Source organism: Micromonospora sp. NBC_00898, assembly GCF_045207895.1.
Lineage (GTDB): Bacteria > Actinomycetota > Actinomycetes > Mycobacteriales > Micromonosporaceae > Micromonospora.
The window spans coordinates 4,641,637-4,656,381 of the sequence record NZ_CP108775.1 but is presented as its reverse complement, the minus strand read 5'-3'; the positions used below and the strand labels follow the sequence as shown (position 1 = coordinate 4,656,381).

Below are 14,745 nucleotides of genomic sequence, written 5' to 3'. Positions count from 1 at the left end.
TGCGACGGCGCCCACGGCCGGACGGGGTTGGTGTCCGCCGAGGAATATGCCTGACAGTCATAAATATGCCTGAGAGTCATCAGGCTCGCGGTGCCACCTCCCGCTTTCTCACCCCGGCCGCCTCCGCCGGCGCGAAGAGGTGCGGGGCCGGACGTCGCGCGTCAGCGTCGGCGGACGGCGGCGGAGTCGAGTCGGAAGCCGACGGTGCGGTCCACGATCCGCTCGACCAGCTCCACCTTTCGCAGGCCGGTCACCCCGCGCAGCCCCGCCCGCGCCGCCAGTGCCCGCAGCTCCCGCGTGGTCCACGCCGCCAGGTACGCCGTGCCGTCGTCGCGCCGCGACATGCCGGCGAGCGCGGCGTGCGCCCGCTCAACGTCCGGGGTGGAGGGCCCCGCCGGCGGCGGGACGGCGCCGGGCGCCTCCGTCGGTCCGGGGCTCGGCGCGGGTCCCGCCACGGGGGTGGTGGCGGGGGCGTCGGTCGGGAGCAGCGCCAGGCGGACCCGGCCGGCGGCCAGCTCGGTCAGGTCCGCCGCCGACAGGCCGGTCAAGAACTCGGCGACCCGGGTCAGCGCGGTGCGAGTCGGGTCGGTCATGCGGTCGCTCCAGCGGGCTGGAGGTGGGCGAGGAACTCGGTGGTGATCTGCCGCAGCTCCTCGCGGACCGGCGGGGCGGTGACCCGCTCCCGCAGCACCACCGGCACCCCGCGCGGGGTGTTCGTGGCGAAGAGCGTGACGTTCTCGCGCAGCGCGGTCGGGAAGACCGGCACGCCGAGCGCCCGCACCTGGTCCATGTAGCCCTGATGGGCGGCGATCGGCCGCTGCGCCATCAGCTGGATCATCGTGAACACCACGCCAGCGATCCCCGGCGCCACCTTGTGGTGGCGGCGGATGGTGGCGAACCGCCGGGAGTCGGCGTTGTACCGGTCGACCAGCTCCCGGACGTTGCCGTGCAGGTAGTCGATGCCGAGCGTGGAGAGGTAGTCGGCCTTCGCCGGGATGAGCAGGTGGTCGCTGGCGATGATCGCCGACTGGGTGACCACGTTGAAGTTCGGCGGGCAGTCGATCAGGACCAGGTCGTACGGGTCCAGCGCCTCGTCGTGCAGCCCCTCCGCGAGCGAGCCCCGCACCCGGAACAGCTCGGCGTCGTACTCGTCGCCGTCGGCCACGCCCCGGGCCAGCGCCAGGTCGATGTCGACGAGCTGGAGGTGGGACGCGATCAGGTCGAGCCGGCCGGCGCCCTTGAGGTGCGCGTTCGCCGGGCCGGGGGAGACCACCAGCTCACCGAGGGTGACGCCCGGGCTGTCGCCGCGCAGCCCGTCGTACCAGCGCTTGACCGTGCGGCCGTCGCGCAGCCGGTCCCGCCAGTCGTCCGGGTCGTAGAAGCTGAACGTCAGGCTGGCCTGCGGATCGAGGTCGATCAGCAGCACCTTCATCCCCCGGTTGGCCAGCTCGGCCCCCAGGTTGGCGGTCATGGTGGTCTTGCCCACCCCGCCCTTGTAATTGATCACCGATACGACGTACACCGGCACCTCCCCGACCGGGAACGGTAACGGCATCCGGGACGGCCGGACCGCCCGGGATCGGCGGCGAGCAGCCCGTACGAGTCACCTGACTCGCGTTCGTGACACAGTTGTGACCTGTCGCCGCCTCGCGGCGGCACGGGCCCGCCGCCGCGTCGGGCTCGGGCACCAGTGGCTACCGTGCCGGCAGCGCAGCCGTACCGGCCGATCGGCTCAGGGCTTCTTGTAGACCGGCAGGCCGAGGGTGGCGCGTACCTTGTTCGCCTGCGCGCCGCCGTCGTGCGCGGCGGCCGCGCGGATCTCCCGCATCAGCGCCGCGGCGCTCGTCGCCTCGCCGGCCAGCTTCCAGTGCCGCAGCGCCAGGTCGTTCTCCTTGAGCAGCGCCGCGACCGGGGCCTGCGCCTTCGCCGGCCAGACGGTCGTCCGCAGCTGCTCCGCGTGGGCGGCGTTGGTGGTGGCGACCGTGCCGGCCAGGGCGCGCACCGTACGCCACGGCCGGCCGGCCTTCAGCGCCTCCTCCAGCTCCTCCAGCGCCGTGTTGTACGGCGCCACGATCGCCAGGTAGCGGCCCTTGGCCTCCTTGGCGGTCAGCGGGGCCGGGGCCGTCGGCGAGGGAGTCTGCCAGGCCGGCAGCTGCGCCGTCCGTTCGATTCCGCCGCAGCCGGCGAGCAGCAGGACCAGGGCCAGGGCGGCGGGCCAGCGACGCACGGGACTTCCCATCAGGGCCGGGGGCGGGACACCGGGAGTCTAGGGGTGACCCGGCGACTGCGCCGGCCGCCGACCTATTCGGCGACGGGGAGCGCCACCTCGTTACGGCGCAGGAACCACGGCTTCCACGGCGGGTCGAAGCGGGCGTACCGCACCGCGCCGCCGGGCTGGAACCCGGCGTCGGCGACCGCCCGGCCCAGCGCGGTGGCCCGCTCCTCGAACGCCTTCATGGTCCACCGGCCGGAGAACCGCGTCGCGGCGACGAGCTGCGCGGGGATCTCCCGGGTGGTGATCCGGGGATCCTCCGGCTCGGGCAGCGTCGCCGCGGTGAAGCTCACCGGCATGACGAACCGCACCAGCCAGCAGCCGGGCCGGTCGCCCTCCTCCTGGACCATCGGGGCGGTCATCTCGATCTTCTCCGTCCGGGCCGGCTCCTGCACCACTGGCGCGGTCATCCCGATCTGCCGCCGGGCCCGATTTGCCCCGTCGAGGTAGCGGGCCAGCGGTCGGAACGCCTCGTTGCCAGCCGTGGCGAAGTCGCCCTCGACGCGCATCTCGGCCACCAGGTGCGCCGGGTAGCGACGCAGCTCGAAGCCGGGATGGCGGGCCACCACCCGGTACGGCTGCCGCTCGGTCATCGCGTCCTCCCGGCCTCGCTGGTCCCGCCGAAAACGCTACCGGCCGGGCGACGGTCGGCACGGTGGATTGAACTCCTGCCGCCCGGGGGCCGTACCACTGGCCGAGGATGTGGTGCGGCGGATCAGCCGCACCGCTGCCGAGTTGCGGGAGGCCTGCCGTGCGAGTTGGTGAGCAGTCGACGGATCCCATCGATCAGATCCTGGGCGAGGTGCCGGTGCCGGCGCCGCTGACCCCCGAGGATGTCCGGCTCGCGGTCCGGGCGGTGGTGGTGCACGCCGCCGAGGAGTGGCCCGCCGGACCGAAGTGCCGCAACGACAGCGCCGCGTACCCCTGCCGGCTGCACCGCTGGGGCCGGCGGGTGCTGGAGGCCCACGGCCTCAACGAGCGGCAGATCGACGCGCTGGTGCGGCACGGCAACCCGTTCGTGCACGTGCCCTTCCCGTTCGTGTTGACCGGGCGGGCGCCCGCGCGTCCGTCCGCCCCGGTCACCCAGTCCCCGCGCGGCCAGGCCGGCCGGGTCGGCGCACCCGGCGTGCGACCCGCCATCCGGCCCGGCGGTACCGGTCGGCCGGTGGCGCCCCCCGCCACCACGCCGCGCTGGCCCCGGGCGAGCTGACGACTGCTCCGGGTCGCGGCGTCGCGGCAGGCACGCCGACCCGGGGTGGTCGGGTCGGGGGCACGCCCGACAGCCCGAACCCGGGGTGACCCGACGGCGGCCCGGTCGCAGGGTCCCCCACCCCTGCGCCGGGCCGCCGTCGACGTCGGTGGCTCAGCCGATCCCGCAGTTCGGCGCCGACCAGCTTGTCGTGTTCGAGCTCCGGTCGGCGTTGTTCTCCCGGCGGGAGTCCACGTGGACGTGGTCGGAGTGGTCGGGGTAGCCGGGTCCGTAGATGCTGCTGAAGCCCCGGCTGCGGGCCGTGCGGGCCACCTGGCACAGCGAGGAGCTGCGCGAGGTCAGGTCGGCGGCGTTGCCGTAGAGGTGCTGGCTGTCCGACGCCCCGTCGACCTGGTTGTTGCAGGCGATGCTGCGGAAGCCGCTGTTCACGTAGAGCGGCTTGTCGCCGAGGCTGCGCCGCAGCGCCTCCAGCTTCCACATGGTGCGTACCGCGTTTTCCCTGGTCGCGTTCGGTGAGAGTGGGCCACCGCTCCACCCGCCCTTGCCGCAACCGTTGTCCAGCTCGGTGTAGCTGAAGTGCTTCGGCGTGCAGTCGTCGTCCTGCAGTTGGTAGATCTTGGCGAAGGTCTGCGGGCCGGCGATGCCGTCGACGCGCAGCCCGTACGCGGCCTGGAAGCGCTTGACCGCGGCGGCGGTCTCCGGCCCGTAGATCCCGTCGATCCGGACGATGTCCCGGTAGTCGGCCCAGCCGGCGACCCGGATCTGCAACTGGCGGACGTCCGCGCCGGTACGCCCCTGGGCCAGGGTCCGCTGCCAGGTGTAGCAGCCGTCGGCGTGGGCCGCCGGCGCGGCGACCAGCGTGGCGATCGCGGCCCCGGGCAACGCCAGGGCCAACGCGACGACCGCCCGCTTCAAGGTGTTCAGGCGCACAGGAGTCCTCCCGTTGAAGACGAATGGGTGGTGATCAGGACATCGACCCGCTCGTCCTGTCCCTTACACACTGGCAGTCTTTCGGGAAATTAGTGGCGATTAACCAGAGTTGTACTCATATTCGGTTATCCCTGGGCATCCGCTGTGAATTGGTGGAAATTGCGAAACACCCATTCGTGCCAGCGACCCCGAAGCCGACCAGGACTGCGCAGAGGTGACGGAAACAGTGTTTCGGGGGCATTCAGGGTGATGCTCACCCGTGACCCGGGGCCGGTAACGTCTGCGCCGGGCTCCGCGAACGGGGAGGTGGGCGTGGCACGCGGTGGCGTCTTCTGCATCGAGGGCCAGTGGCACCGTGACCTCAACGAGCGCGGATCCGTCCTGCCCACCCTCGAACTGCTCGAACGGCTCGGCCGGATCCGGTTCATCCACAAGGACGCGGCCACCCGCGACGAACTCTTCTACTTCCTCGACCGCTGGCTGCTCAAGCAGTACGCCGACTACCGGGTCGGCTTCTTCGCCATGCACGGCGAGCCGAGCCGGCTCTGCCTCACCGACTGGGACTCCGTCGAGCTGGCCGACGTCGCCGAACGGATGGCCGGCCGGTGCGAGGGACGGCGGCTCTACTTCGGCAGCTGCTCCGTGCTGCGCGCCTCCGACGCCACGCTGCGGGACTTCCTCGACGTGACCGGCGCGGCCCTGATCTGCGGGTTCACCCGGGACGTCGACTGGGTCGAGTCGGCCGCCTTCGAGACCGTGCTGCTCGACGTGCTCGCCAACGGCCAGCGGCACAACGCCGCCGAGCTGCGGATGGGCTCGGCGCACTGGGCGCCGCTGGCGTCGTACCTCGGCTTTCGAGTGATCTACGCCAACGGCCGCGCCTGGCGGCCGACCCTCCACCCCCGGGTGCCGGCCCAGCCCTTGGCCCGCCGTGCGGTGGGCCGACCCCGCTGACAGCGACGCCTTGTCGCGCTACCTCCCGCCGGGTTCAAAGCGACTCGCTCTCTTCCTGTTCTTTGCGGGACCACACCATCCGCTCGACGACCCGGTGGACGTCACCGTTCGACCAGGCGACCTTGAGCTCGCGGCGGTCCGCCGTGACGGACACGCTGACGTCAATGCTGTGGCCGTTGACGAGGGCGACCCTGAACCGGGAGTCGGCGAAGCGACGGACATAGCGACCGGACGCCGCATCGAAGATCGGGACAGTGGTCTCGGCGGTCTTCGGAAGGACGACCGTCTGGCTGGAGATGCTGACCACGTCCTGGTAGTGGAAGGTGGTGGTCGATTCGGTGAGGAGCTGGCGGGTGGCGAGCGCGAGGTCACACCTGAACACGGACACCCGGTGGGCAGACAGGTACAGCACCAGCACCTGGTAGTGGTCGGAGCGCAGCCTTCCGTCCCGGCCGATTCGACTCTTGCCGATCGTCGTCCGGCGGCGCACGACTCTCACGCCCATGTCGCCGCCCTGGGACACCACCTGCTCAACCATCTCGTCCTTTTCAAGCCGGGAGATGCCGACCGCGGCCTGCGGCTCGACCAGCAGGTCTCCGGACGCGGCAACCAGAGCTGAGTTGAGCCGCAGTCGTCGAGCCCCCCGGGCCACGATCCACTCCACGTCCTGCTTCAGCCAGCGGTCCATCTGTGTATCGGACGGGCTGCCCTCCGCCGCCTTCCGGGCCTCCTCGTAGCGGCGGCGGGCGATCCGGTCCTGCTGGTTGTCCCGCCAGACCCCGATGCCGATCAGCGTGAGGACCAGGCCGGCTGCGGGCAGGAGAACAAGAAGGGACAGGCCGATGTACCACCGCGTCTCGACGTAGAGACCGCCGCAGGGAAGGGTGGCCAGGGCGACGCCGGACCAGATCAGGGCGCCGGCGATAGCGCCACGATCGGGTGGTGGTACCGGCGGCACGGCGACAAAGTACTTGGGAACGCCGACCCGTCTCTCGGTGGAGGCGGTGGGACCGCCGGACTCCGGCACGTAGTCCGGCAGGATCATGCCCAGCAGCTGGCAGTGCGCGCGCAGATCTCTCCAGGTTGGTCCGGGAACGGCGACCAGGTGCTGCTCAACGAGGCGCAGTTCGGCCATGGTGAGCCGGGCAGGGGCACCCCCGTCCGCGAGCCTGTCCAGGTCCGCGGGAACGCTGATGCCGACAGAGTGGTAGTAATCGTCGCGGATCAACCCTGCCATCACCGCGGCGAGCACGGTCGCAGCGGCCACGAGATGGCGAGTCATCTTCGTTGCCTGCTGCGGCGTGCGGTACGACGGAGGGTGGCGGGCGAGGGTGGCGATCACGACGAGGACGTTCGCCTCTGCGCGGAGCGCCCGCTCATGTTCCGGCCCCTGAGTGAGGAACTTCTCGAAGCACTGAGCCGCCGCACGGTAGGCACGTTCTGTCAGCAACTGGCGCCCGGCCGCCAGCCAGTCCCGGCTGTCTCCGATGTTGAAGATCTGATCCGCGTTCTGGAAGTTCCCGGTCTGGAAGAAGGCCTGGTCCGCCATGGGAGCCGCCCGCGTCAGTTTCCAGCGCTGCCATGGATCAGGGCGATGATGTTGCTGATGGTCTCCAGCAGCGGAGCCACGCCCGCGGCGGTACCGAGAATGCGTCGAGTGCGCTCGAGCCCGGAGATCGCATCAGCGCCACCGCCTGACGCGAGCTTCCGGCTTACGGTGACCAGCTCTCCGGATGCCGCCTGCGCGGTCTCCTGGTCCAGCACTCCATTCGAAGAGGCGGCTTTCACGCGCGCCTGTAACGCGGTGAGGGCGAGCAGTGCCTCGCGGGTCGATCCGGTCAGGGTGGCAGACATTCCGCCCTGGTTGATGATGAGATCGCTGTTCTGGATGTTGCCGTACTGATCTCCCTTGACTTCCACCGTGCCTCCCTGACTCTGAAAAAGTTGCCGGGGGCAATAAACATAGGTCAATCAACAGATGTGAAGTGACGTCATGTTGACTCAACGTGACCCTGAGTTGCCTTGACAGCCATCTGCGCGTCACAGCCTGGCCTCCTGGTAGAACCGACGCATGGCACGCAGCATCGCGAGCAACACCCGGGTCGACCGGGACGCCCTCATCGAGTTCCTCCGCCCCCGGCACAAGGTCGTGCTGATGACCACCCGCGCCGACGGCCGGCCGCAGTCCTCCCCGGTCTCCTGCGGGGTGGACGGCGCGGGCCGGCTGGTGATCTCCACCTACCCGGAGCGGGCGAAGGTGACCAACATCCGGCGCGACCCCCGGGTCTCCGCCTGCGTGCTCTCCGACGACTGGAACGGGCCCTGGGTGCAGGTCGACGGCACCGCCGAGGTGCTCGACCTGCCCGAGGCCCTGGAACCGCTGGTGGAGTACTTCCGCGGCATCTCCGGCGAGCACCCGGACTGGGACGAGTACCGGGCGGCGATGGTCAAGCAGGGCAAGTCGCTGATCCGGGTCACCGTCGACAGCTGGGGACCGATCGCCACCGGCGGCTTCCCCGCCCGGCTCGCCGACTAGTAAGCGGCGGTGAAGCGGGCGTTCGGGAACCGCGGGCTCTCGATCTCGTCCACGATCGCCACCGCCAGGTCCTCGTAGGTCAGCACCGAGCGGCCCTGGGCGTCGGTCACCGGGTGGTCGGTGCCGGTGCGGTAGTGGCCGGTCCGCTCGCCCGGGTGGAACTCCAGCGGCGGCGGGGAGACGTACGTCCAGGTCACCCCGTCGGCCGCGGAGCGGTAGACGGCCAGCGCGTCGGCCTGGCCCTCGGCCGAGTCGCGGTACTCGGCCGGGAAGTCCGGCTCCGCCAGGAACGGGGTGTCCTTCGGGGTCAGCAGCGTCGCGCCGCCGCCGACGTGGATCACCCGGGGCGGGTCGGGCAGTTCGCGCAGGGTGTCCACCAGGGTCCGCGCGGCGTCACGCCACAGGTCCCGCTCGCCGCCACCGATCGCCACCACGAACACGTCGGCATCGTCGGCCAGCTCCCGTACGCTGTGCGCAGACGTCGCGTCGCCGGTGACCGTACGCACCCCGGCCGGCAGGTAGCTCGTCGCCTCCGGGCGGCGCACCGCCGCGGTGACCCGGTGACCCCGCTCGACCGCCTCGGCGGTGATCCGCGACCCCGCGGTGCCACCGGCGCCGAACACGACGATGTTGCTCATGGCCTGACCGCCTCCCGCCCCGACCTGCCTCGCCTCCCAGGCTATGGAGCGGGCTGCCCGGCCGGTGCCGTAACGGCGATCCTGGCCGGGCCCGCCCCGGGGCGGGTCAGTCGACCAGCGCGGAGTAGACCAGCTGGCGTAGCTGCGAGCGCAGCGGGTACGTGCTCGACGGCATGAGCTGGGTGAACAGCAGGGCGGTGACCTCCTCCGCCGGGTCCACCCAGAACGCGGTGCTGGCCAGGCCGCCCCAGTAGAACTCGCCGACGCTGCTCGGCACCCGGGCCGGGACCGGGTCCAGCACCACGGCGAAGCCGAGGCCGAAGCCGATCCCGTCGAGCACCGTCTCGGCGAAGCCCTCCGGGGAGAACGACGCCAGGTCGCGGCCGTCGGGCAGGTGGTTGCGGGTCATGAAGCGCAGCGTCCGTGGCCCCAGCAGGCGTACCCCGTCCAGCTCGCCGCCGCGCAGCAGGAACTGGGTGAACCGGTGGTAGTCGGCGGCCGTGGAGACCAGCCCGCCGCCCCCGGAGAACCAGCTCGGCTCGGCCAGCGCCGCCCGCCCGACGCCGTCGGCGCGGACCGTCTGCCCGGTCGCCGGGTGCGGGGTGTAGAGGGCGGCCAGCCGCTTGGCGTCCGGCTCGTCGACCCACCAGCGGGTGTCGGTCATGCCCAGCGGCCGGAAGATCCGCTCGGTGAAGAACTCGCCCAGGCTCTGTCCGGCGACCACCTCGACGAGCCGGCCCAGCACGTCGGTGGAGACGCCGTAGTTCCAGCTCGTGCCCGGCTGGAAGAGCAGCGGCAGCCGGGCCAGGCCCGCCGAGGCCGCCGCGAGGTCCGCGCCGCGCGGCACGCCCAGGTCGAAGCCCGCCGCCCGGTACAGGCCGTCGACCACCGTGGTCTGGGCGAAGCCGTACGTCAGGCCGGTGGTGTGGGTGAGCAGGTGCCAGACCCGGATCGGCTCGACCGCCGGCACCGTGTACGGCTTGAGCACCGAGCCCTTGTCATAGACCCGGACGTCGGCGAACTCGGGCAGCCAGCGGCTGATCGGGTCGGTCAGCTCGAACCGGCCCTCCTCCCAGAGCATCATCGCCGCGACCGAGGTGATCGGCTTGGTCATCGAGTAGATGCGCCACAGGGTGTCCGACTCGACCGGGGTGCCGGCCTCCCGGTCCCGCAGGCCGTAGACGGACGAGTGCGCGATCTCGCCCCGGCGGGTGACGACGATCTGCCAGCCGGCGAGCCGCCCGTCGTCGACGTACCTGCCGAAGTGTTCGTCGATCCGCGCCAGCCGGGCGGGGTCGAAGCCGATGCGGTCCGGGTCGGTGCTCACTGCCACGCTCACGCCGCGAACCTACTCGCCGGTACGCCGGTCGGGAAGTGTCGGTCCACGCCACTAATCTGGCCCGATGGCTGAGCCCACCGAGGACGTCACCTACCGTCACGAGGACTGGTACGCCGAAGAGCTGGTCGACCGGCACTTCGTCCGTTGCTCCTTCTTCCACGTCGACCTCACCGAGGCGGTCAGCCAGGCGGCGGTCTTCACCGAGTGCGTCTTCGGCAACGTGGCGTTCAACGCCTCCCGGCACACCGACTCCGCCTTCACCCGCTGCACGTTCAAGCGGTGCAACCTCTTCGAGGCCGAGTTCACCGGCTGCAAGCTGGTCGGCAGCAGCTTCGACCAGTGCGACCTGCGGCCGCTGCGGATCAGCGGCGGCGACTGGTCCTTCGTCGCGCTGCCCGGCGCGGACCTGCGCGGGGTGAGCATCACCGACGTACGGATGCGCGAGGCCGATCTGACCGGGGCGAACCTGACCGGCGCGACGGTCACCGGCGTCGACCTGTCCGGCGCCCAGTTGCACAGCTCCCGCCTGGCGGGGGCGGACCTGCGGGGCAGCGACCTGACCGCGCTCGACCCGACGGTGGTGGAGCGGGCCGGCGCGATCGTCGACGCCGAGCAGGCGATCGTGCTGGCACAGGCGCTCGGCTTCCAGATCGGCTGAGCGTCCCCTGAAGGCGCTCGACCTGCGGCGGGACCCCGGGTGGCGCTGCGCAGCCCGCGGGCGCGGGCTGCGCCGCCGCTAGCGCCGCTGAGCCGCGGCTGTCGGGAAAATGCCTCGGCCCGACAGCTTCTCGCCGATCGAGCGGTGTGACATCCTCCCTGCGGCGGGTCACCGGCGGTGGCCTCGACGCCGGTGGCCGAGGGAGGGTCGGTGGCAGAGGAGGAACTCACCCAGACCGGTATCCGGGTCGGGCGCTGGCTGCCGGCCGTACCGGTCGATCCGGCGCGGGCACCGGACCCGGCGGCCGTCTCGCGACGGCTCGCCGGCGACGAGCCCCCGGCCGACCAGCCGACCGCCGACCCGACCCCGCACCGGCCCGCCGCCGTCCCCGACCCGGACGCCGCGCATGACGGGGCCGCGCGCCATGCCGTCCCGCCCGACGCCCGTCAACCGGACGCGGTCCGGCCCGATGCCGCGCCGGTGCCCGCTCCGCCGGTCGCCGAGCCGACCCCGTCGGCCCCGCCTGCTGCGGCGGCCCTGCCGGCGCACGGACCGCGGTCGGGGGCGGCGGGTGGCGTGGCGGCGCGGCTGGCCCGGCGGCGGGCGGCCGTGGACGGTGCGCCGGCCGGGCCGGCCACCCGCGTCGGTGCGGCCCGGGCCCGGCGCCGCCGCCGTCGGGCCGTGCAGGGTGCCGCGGTCGTGGCCGCCGTGGCGCTGCTGCTGGCGTACGCCGGCTGGGGTTCCCGGTCGGACCGCGACCGCCCGGCACCCGCCGCGGTGCCGGCGTCGCCGACGGCCGCGACCCCCTCGGCGGCGCCGCCGCCCACCACGGTGCCGGTCACCGGGGCCCCGGTCTTCCCCGGCGGCCCGCTGCTCTCGGTGGACCAGGAGCAGGTGCCGGCGTTGGTGGACCTGACCGCCCTCGGCGCCCGGGACTGGATCCACTGGGGGATGAACGGCGGCGACACCGTGCAGCGCAAGCAGGCCGGGACCGGCGAGATCAGCGACCTGGGCGGCGAACGGCTCCAGCACGGCGCGAGCGTCGCGGGCTTCGGCTGGACCGACGGGACGCCGGCGGCGCGGCAGGACGGCACCCGGTACGGCGTCTTCCAGCGCGGCGCCGGCAAGGCCTTCTCGGTGGCGGTCGCCGGCAGCGGGGATCTGCGCACGGTCCGCTTCTTCGCCGGGGCGTTCTCGGCCGGCGCCCGCCTGGAGCTGCGGCTCTCGACCGGGGGTGGGGTCACCACCCGCGAGGTCCCGCAGGTCGCCGGCGACCGCTTCTTCGAGTACGTCATCCACTTCCGGGCTCCGCGGGGCACCCGGCTGCTCGTCAGCTGGCGGGCGTTGACCGTGGCGGGCGGGGAGAACGACGGCGTGTCCATGGAGGCGCTGACGGTCAGTTGACCGCCGCCCGGGCCGGCGTGGAGCCGGGCGGACGGAGGTGCCTGCTTGCGCTTGGTAACGAACTGGAAGCGCACAGCCGTCCCCATGTGGCGCATTCGCCCGGCTGATGAAAACGTGAAGCGGTCATGCCCGCCCGTCCGCCGGCCGGTGCGTGGGTGGGGAGCGGAGGTTCGGTGGCGGAAGAAGACCGCACTCGGGTCGGCGGCCGGGCGTCGTCCCCGTACGGGTCCGGGCAGACCCGGTCCACGTTGCGCCGGATCGCACGGGCCCGGCAGCGTCGCCGCTGGATCGTCGAGGCCCTCGCCACGCTCGCCTGCCTGGCCGCCGTCGTCGCGTACCTCGGCACCGAACAGTACGCCGGTTCCCGTCAGGAGGAGAGCGCCAACCGACCGGGACCGGCTTCCGGTGCCGTGCGGCCGGTCGGACCGTCCCCCCAGCGCCCCGGGGTCGACGCCGGCGCCGCCTCGCCCGGACTGCGGCCCCGGCAGCGGCCTCCGTCGCCGTCCCGGCCGGCCGTCGAGCCGGTCCTCACCGTCACCCAGGCGGACGTGCCGGCGCGCGTCGACCTCACCGGCGCCGGCCCGGTCGACTGGGTCCACTGGGGACTCCTCGGGGCGGACCGCCGCGTGCGCAAGCGCGACGGCTCCGGGGCGATCCGCGACGAGGGCGGACACGGCCGCCGGGAGAGCTTCAGCAACAACCCCGAGGCGTTCGCCTGGCGCGACGGCACCCCCGTCGGGTCCGCCAGCGGCACCACGTCCGGGCTCTATACCTGCGGCCGGGGCAGCGGCTTCGCGCTCGCCGTGACCGCCGACGGCGAGCTGCGCACGGCGTGGCTCTACGCCGGCCTGTGGATGGCCCGGGGCCGCCTCGACCTGCGGCTCTCCACGGGCGGGCCGACCAGCACCCTGCGGATGGAGGACCCGCACACCCAGCACACCGCCGAGTTCACCATCCGCTTCCAGGCGCCCAAGGGGGCGAAGCTGCTGGTGAGCTGGACGGTGGAGGAGTCCCTCGGGGACTGCGGCAACGTGAGCGTGCAGGCCGTCGCGCTGCGCTGACCGCCGTTCGCCCGGTGCCGCCCGGCGGCCGGGAGTAGCGTGGGCGCGACGGCCGGCCGACGACCCGGGAGGGGACCCATGACGGCGAGCGAGCAGGTACTGGACAGCCCGGCGGGGTGGGTCGCCGACCACATCCGCCGGTACGTCGAGACCGACGGCGCGGAGGGCCACGAGTGGCGTCCCGGCGTCTGGACCCTGCTGCTGACCACCCGGGGCCGGCGCAGCGGCAAGCTGCGGCGCACCGCGCTGATCTACGGCCGGGACGGCGACGCCTACCTGGTGGTCGCCTCCCAGGGCGGGGCGCCCGAGCACCCCGCCTGGCATCTCAACCTGCTCGCGGAGCCCGAGGTCCGGGTGCAGGTCGGCGCGGAGCGGTTCACCGCCCGGGCGCGGCCCGCGACGCCCGAGGAGAAGCCCCGGATGTGGCGGACCATGACCGCGATCTGGCCGGCGTACGACGAGTACCAGACCAAGACGGACCGGGAGATCCCGGTGGTGGTGCTGGAGCGGGTCTGACCCGTCCCTACCCCGCGGGTAATCGACCGCGGGCCGGGCCGGGCCGCAGAATCGGGGCACGCCCCGCGCCGGGGATCCGGCGCCGCTGATCCGGGAGGCACCGTGCCCGCGTTCGCCCTCGCCCACCTGCGTACCCCGCAGATCAACGACGACATCATCGAGTACCTGGAGAGGATCCAGGCGACGCTCGAGCCGTACCAGGGTCGCTTCCGGGTGCACGGCCCGACGGTGGAGGTCATCGAGGGCGAGTGGCCGGGCAGCCTGGTGATCATCGAGTTCCCGGACACCGAGCGGGCCCGCTCCTGGTACGCCTCCCCGGCGTACCAGGAGATCCTGCCGTTGCGGCTCCGACACATCGAGGGCTCGGCGATCATCGTGGACGGGGTCGCCGAGGACTACGACCCGGCCCGGCGGGCCGCCCACTTCCGGGAGGCTGTGCAACTGTTGGCTGATTAGCTAAGCGAACCTGTGTGGTACTTTCTTGATCATGTCGTTGCTGCGTCTGGGTCCGGCCGCTGAGTACATCGGTGTCCATCCTGTGACCCTGCGCCGGTGGGCGGATGAGGGACGGGTTGCGGTGACGTGGGTTGGTCGGGAGCGTCGGTTCGAGACTGCGTTGCTTGATGCGTTCGTCGGGCGGGGTGAGGTGGAACGGCCGCGCCGTGAGGCGTTGTATGTGCGGGTGTCGGGTACGACGTCTGGCCAGGGGACGTCGCTGGTGGCTCAAGAGGCGGAGTTGCGGGCTAGTGCTGCCGCCGAGGTGGTGGCCGTGTTCAGGGACAAGGCGTCTGGGCTGCGGGAGAACCGGCCGGGACTTGCCCGGCTGTTGAAGGGTGCGGCGGCGGGCGAGTTCACTGTGGTGAGAGTGACCCACCGCGACCGGCTGGCCCGGTTCGGCACCGCGTGGCTGACCGCTCTGCTCGCCCGTGACGGGGTGACTGTCGAGGTGCTGCACGCGAAAGGTTCGGCCGGTGGGGTCGAGGAACTGGTGGACGACTTCATGTCTGTGGTCGCCACGTTCGCCGGGCGGATGTACGGCCTGCGGTCCCGTGAGGCCAAGCGGCGACTGCTGGCTGCCGCGGGTGAAGGCGTGGGGTAGTGGCTGGTTCCTGGCTGACGTCGACCGCGACCTGCACCGCGTATCGGGCGGTGTGCGGCGGTAAGCCCGACGCGCCGGGCGTGCAGGCGCCCGTGACGGGGCGGGTACTCGCCGAACGGGTCGGGTGG

18 protein-coding genes are annotated in these 14,745 nt (G+C 72.5%); 9 read left to right on the top strand and 9 right to left on the bottom strand.

Features of this window, described 5'->3' with window-relative positions:
* Positions 1-161: 161 nt before the first annotated feature.
* From OG799_RS22570 to OG799_RS22555, 4 genes are all read right to left on the bottom strand, one after another.
* Positions 162-593, bottom strand: a complete 432-nt coding sequence (locus OG799_RS22570; RefSeq protein WP_406037241.1) for a hypothetical protein — start codon at positions 591-593, stop codon at positions 162-164.
* On the bottom strand, positions 590-1,522 hold the full coding sequence (locus OG799_RS22565; RefSeq protein WP_406037239.1) for a ParA family protein: 933 nt from the start codon (positions 1,520-1,522) through the stop codon (positions 590-592). The genes OG799_RS22570 and OG799_RS22565 overlap by 4 nt, the downstream gene beginning before the upstream one ends.
* A gap of 210 nt (positions 1,523-1,732) precedes the next feature.
* The gene (locus tag OG799_RS22560) at positions 1,733-2,227 is read right to left on the bottom strand and encodes a hypothetical protein (protein WP_406037237.1); all 495 of its coding nucleotides are present in this window, start codon (positions 2,225-2,227) and stop codon (positions 1,733-1,735) included.
* Between the two features lie 74 nt (positions 2,228-2,301).
* Positions 2,302-2,865 carry an SOUL family heme-binding protein gene (locus OG799_RS22555; RefSeq protein WP_406037235.1) on the bottom strand — a complete coding sequence of 188 codons (564 nt, stop codon included), beginning with the start codon at positions 2,863-2,865 and terminating at the stop codon, positions 2,302-2,304.
* A 158-nt stretch (positions 2,866-3,023) separates the two neighbouring features.
* On the opposite strand from OG799_RS22555, the gene OG799_RS22550 reads away from it, so the two are divergent.
* Positions 3,024-3,482 (top strand): hypothetical protein, encoded by a 459-nt coding sequence (locus tag OG799_RS22550; RefSeq protein ID WP_406037233.1) that lies wholly within the window; start codon positions 3,024-3,026, stop codon positions 3,480-3,482.
* Positions 3,483-3,635: 153 nt separating this feature from the next.
* Here the strand turns inward: OG799_RS22550 and OG799_RS22545 are convergent, their stop codons facing one another.
* Positions 3,636-4,412: a D-Ala-D-Ala carboxypeptidase family metallohydrolase gene (locus OG799_RS22545; protein WP_406037231.1), complete on the bottom strand. Its 777-nt coding sequence runs from the start codon at positions 4,410-4,412 to the stop codon at positions 3,636-3,638.
* Positions 4,413-4,724: 312 nt separating this feature from the next.
* On the opposite strand from OG799_RS22545, the gene OG799_RS22540 reads away from it, so the two are divergent.
* On the top strand, positions 4,725-5,366 hold the full coding sequence (locus OG799_RS22540; RefSeq protein ID WP_406037229.1) for a DUF6642 family protein: 642 nt from the start codon (positions 4,725-4,727) through the stop codon (positions 5,364-5,366).
* 34 nt (positions 5,367-5,400) lie between these two features.
* Here the strand turns inward: OG799_RS22540 and OG799_RS22535 are convergent, their stop codons facing one another.
* Together OG799_RS22535 and OG799_RS22530 are read right to left on the bottom strand one after the other, a co-directional pair.
* On the bottom strand, positions 5,401-6,915 hold the full coding sequence (locus OG799_RS22535; RefSeq protein ID WP_406037227.1) for a hypothetical protein: 1,515 nt from the start codon (positions 6,913-6,915) through the stop codon (positions 5,401-5,403).
* A gap of 14 nt (positions 6,916-6,929) precedes the next feature.
* Positions 6,930-7,286 (bottom strand): hypothetical protein, encoded by a 357-nt coding sequence (locus tag OG799_RS22530; protein ID WP_406037225.1) that lies wholly within the window; start codon positions 7,284-7,286, stop codon positions 6,930-6,932.
* Positions 7,287-7,437: 151 nt separating this feature from the next.
* Here OG799_RS22530 and OG799_RS22525 point away from each other — a divergent pair, with 151 nt between their 5' ends.
* Positions 7,438-7,902 (top strand): PPOX class F420-dependent oxidoreductase, encoded by a 465-nt coding sequence (locus OG799_RS22525; RefSeq protein WP_406037223.1) that lies wholly within the window; start codon positions 7,438-7,440, stop codon positions 7,900-7,902.
* Here the strand turns inward: OG799_RS22525 and OG799_RS22520 are convergent.
* Positions 7,899-8,540: an NAD(P)-dependent oxidoreductase gene (locus tag OG799_RS22520; RefSeq protein WP_406037221.1), complete on the bottom strand. Its 642-nt coding sequence runs from the start codon at positions 8,538-8,540 to the stop codon at positions 7,899-7,901. The genes OG799_RS22525 and OG799_RS22520 overlap by 4 nt on opposite strands.
* A gap of 106 nt (positions 8,541-8,646) precedes the next feature.
* The gene (locus tag OG799_RS22515) at positions 8,647-9,879 is read right to left on the bottom strand and encodes a serine hydrolase domain-containing protein (protein WP_406037219.1); all 1,233 of its coding nucleotides are present in this window, start codon (positions 9,877-9,879) and stop codon (positions 8,647-8,649) included.
* Positions 9,880-9,943: 64 nt separating this feature from the next.
* On the opposite strand from OG799_RS22515, the gene OG799_RS22510 reads away from it, so the two are divergent.
* From OG799_RS22510 to OG799_RS22485, 6 genes are all read left to right on the top strand, one after another.
* Positions 9,944-10,537 (top strand): pentapeptide repeat-containing protein, encoded by a 594-nt coding sequence (locus OG799_RS22510; RefSeq protein WP_406037217.1) that lies wholly within the window; start codon positions 9,944-9,946, stop codon positions 10,535-10,537.
* 210 nt (positions 10,538-10,747) lie between these two features.
* Positions 10,748-11,941 carry a hypothetical protein gene (locus OG799_RS22505; RefSeq protein ID WP_406037216.1) on the top strand — a complete coding sequence of 398 codons (1,194 nt, stop codon included), beginning with the start codon at positions 10,748-10,750 and terminating at the stop codon, positions 11,939-11,941.
* A gap of 173 nt (positions 11,942-12,114) precedes the next feature.
* On the top strand, positions 12,115-13,002 hold the full coding sequence (locus tag OG799_RS22500; protein WP_406037215.1) for a hypothetical protein: 888 nt from the start codon (positions 12,115-12,117) through the stop codon (positions 13,000-13,002).
* Positions 13,003-13,080: 78 nt separating this feature from the next.
* Entirely contained in the window at positions 13,081-13,518 is a 438-nt protein-coding gene (locus OG799_RS22495; RefSeq protein ID WP_406037214.1) for a nitroreductase family deazaflavin-dependent oxidoreductase, read from the top strand.
* Between the two features lie 102 nt (positions 13,519-13,620).
* Positions 13,621-13,974: a DUF1330 domain-containing protein gene (locus OG799_RS22490; protein WP_406037212.1), complete on the top strand. Its 354-nt coding sequence runs from the start codon at positions 13,621-13,623 to the stop codon at positions 13,972-13,974.
* Between the two features lie 31 nt (positions 13,975-14,005).
* Complete coding sequence (locus OG799_RS22485; RefSeq protein ID WP_406046373.1) at positions 14,006-14,617, top strand: IS607 family transposase; 612 nt, start codon at positions 14,006-14,008, stop codon at positions 14,615-14,617.
* Positions 14,618-14,745 lie beyond the last annotated feature (128 nt).

Bases quoted from the DNA above. Each gene is read 5' to 3' on its own strand.
- OG799_RS22570 (WP_406037241.1), bottom strand. From the start codon at position 593: ATGACCGACCCGACTCGCACCGCGCTGACCCGGGTCGCCGAGTTCTTG.
- OG799_RS22555 (WP_406037235.1), bottom strand. From the start codon at position 2,865: ATGACCGAGCGGCAGCCGTACCGGGTGGTGGCCCGCCATCCCGGCTTC.
- OG799_RS22535 (WP_406037227.1), bottom strand. From the start codon at position 6,915: ATGGCGGACCAGGCCTTCTTCCAGACCGGGAACTTCCAGAACGCGGAT.
- OG799_RS22525 (WP_406037223.1), top strand. From the start codon at position 7,438: ATGGCACGCAGCATCGCGAGCAACACCCGGGTCGACCGGGACGCCCTC.
- OG799_RS22520 (WP_406037221.1), bottom strand. From the start codon at position 8,540: ATGAGCAACATCGTCGTGTTCGGCGCCGGTGGCACCGCGGGGTCGCGG.
- OG799_RS22510 (WP_406037217.1), top strand. From the start codon at position 9,944: ATGGCTGAGCCCACCGAGGACGTCACCTACCGTCACGAGGACTGGTAC.
- OG799_RS22495 (WP_406037214.1), top strand. From the start codon at position 13,081: ATGACGGCGAGCGAGCAGGTACTGGACAGCCCGGCGGGGTGGGTCGCC.
- OG799_RS22485 (WP_406046373.1), top strand. From the start codon at position 14,006: ATGTCGTTGCTGCGTCTGGGTCCGGCCGCTGAGTACATCGGTGTCCAT.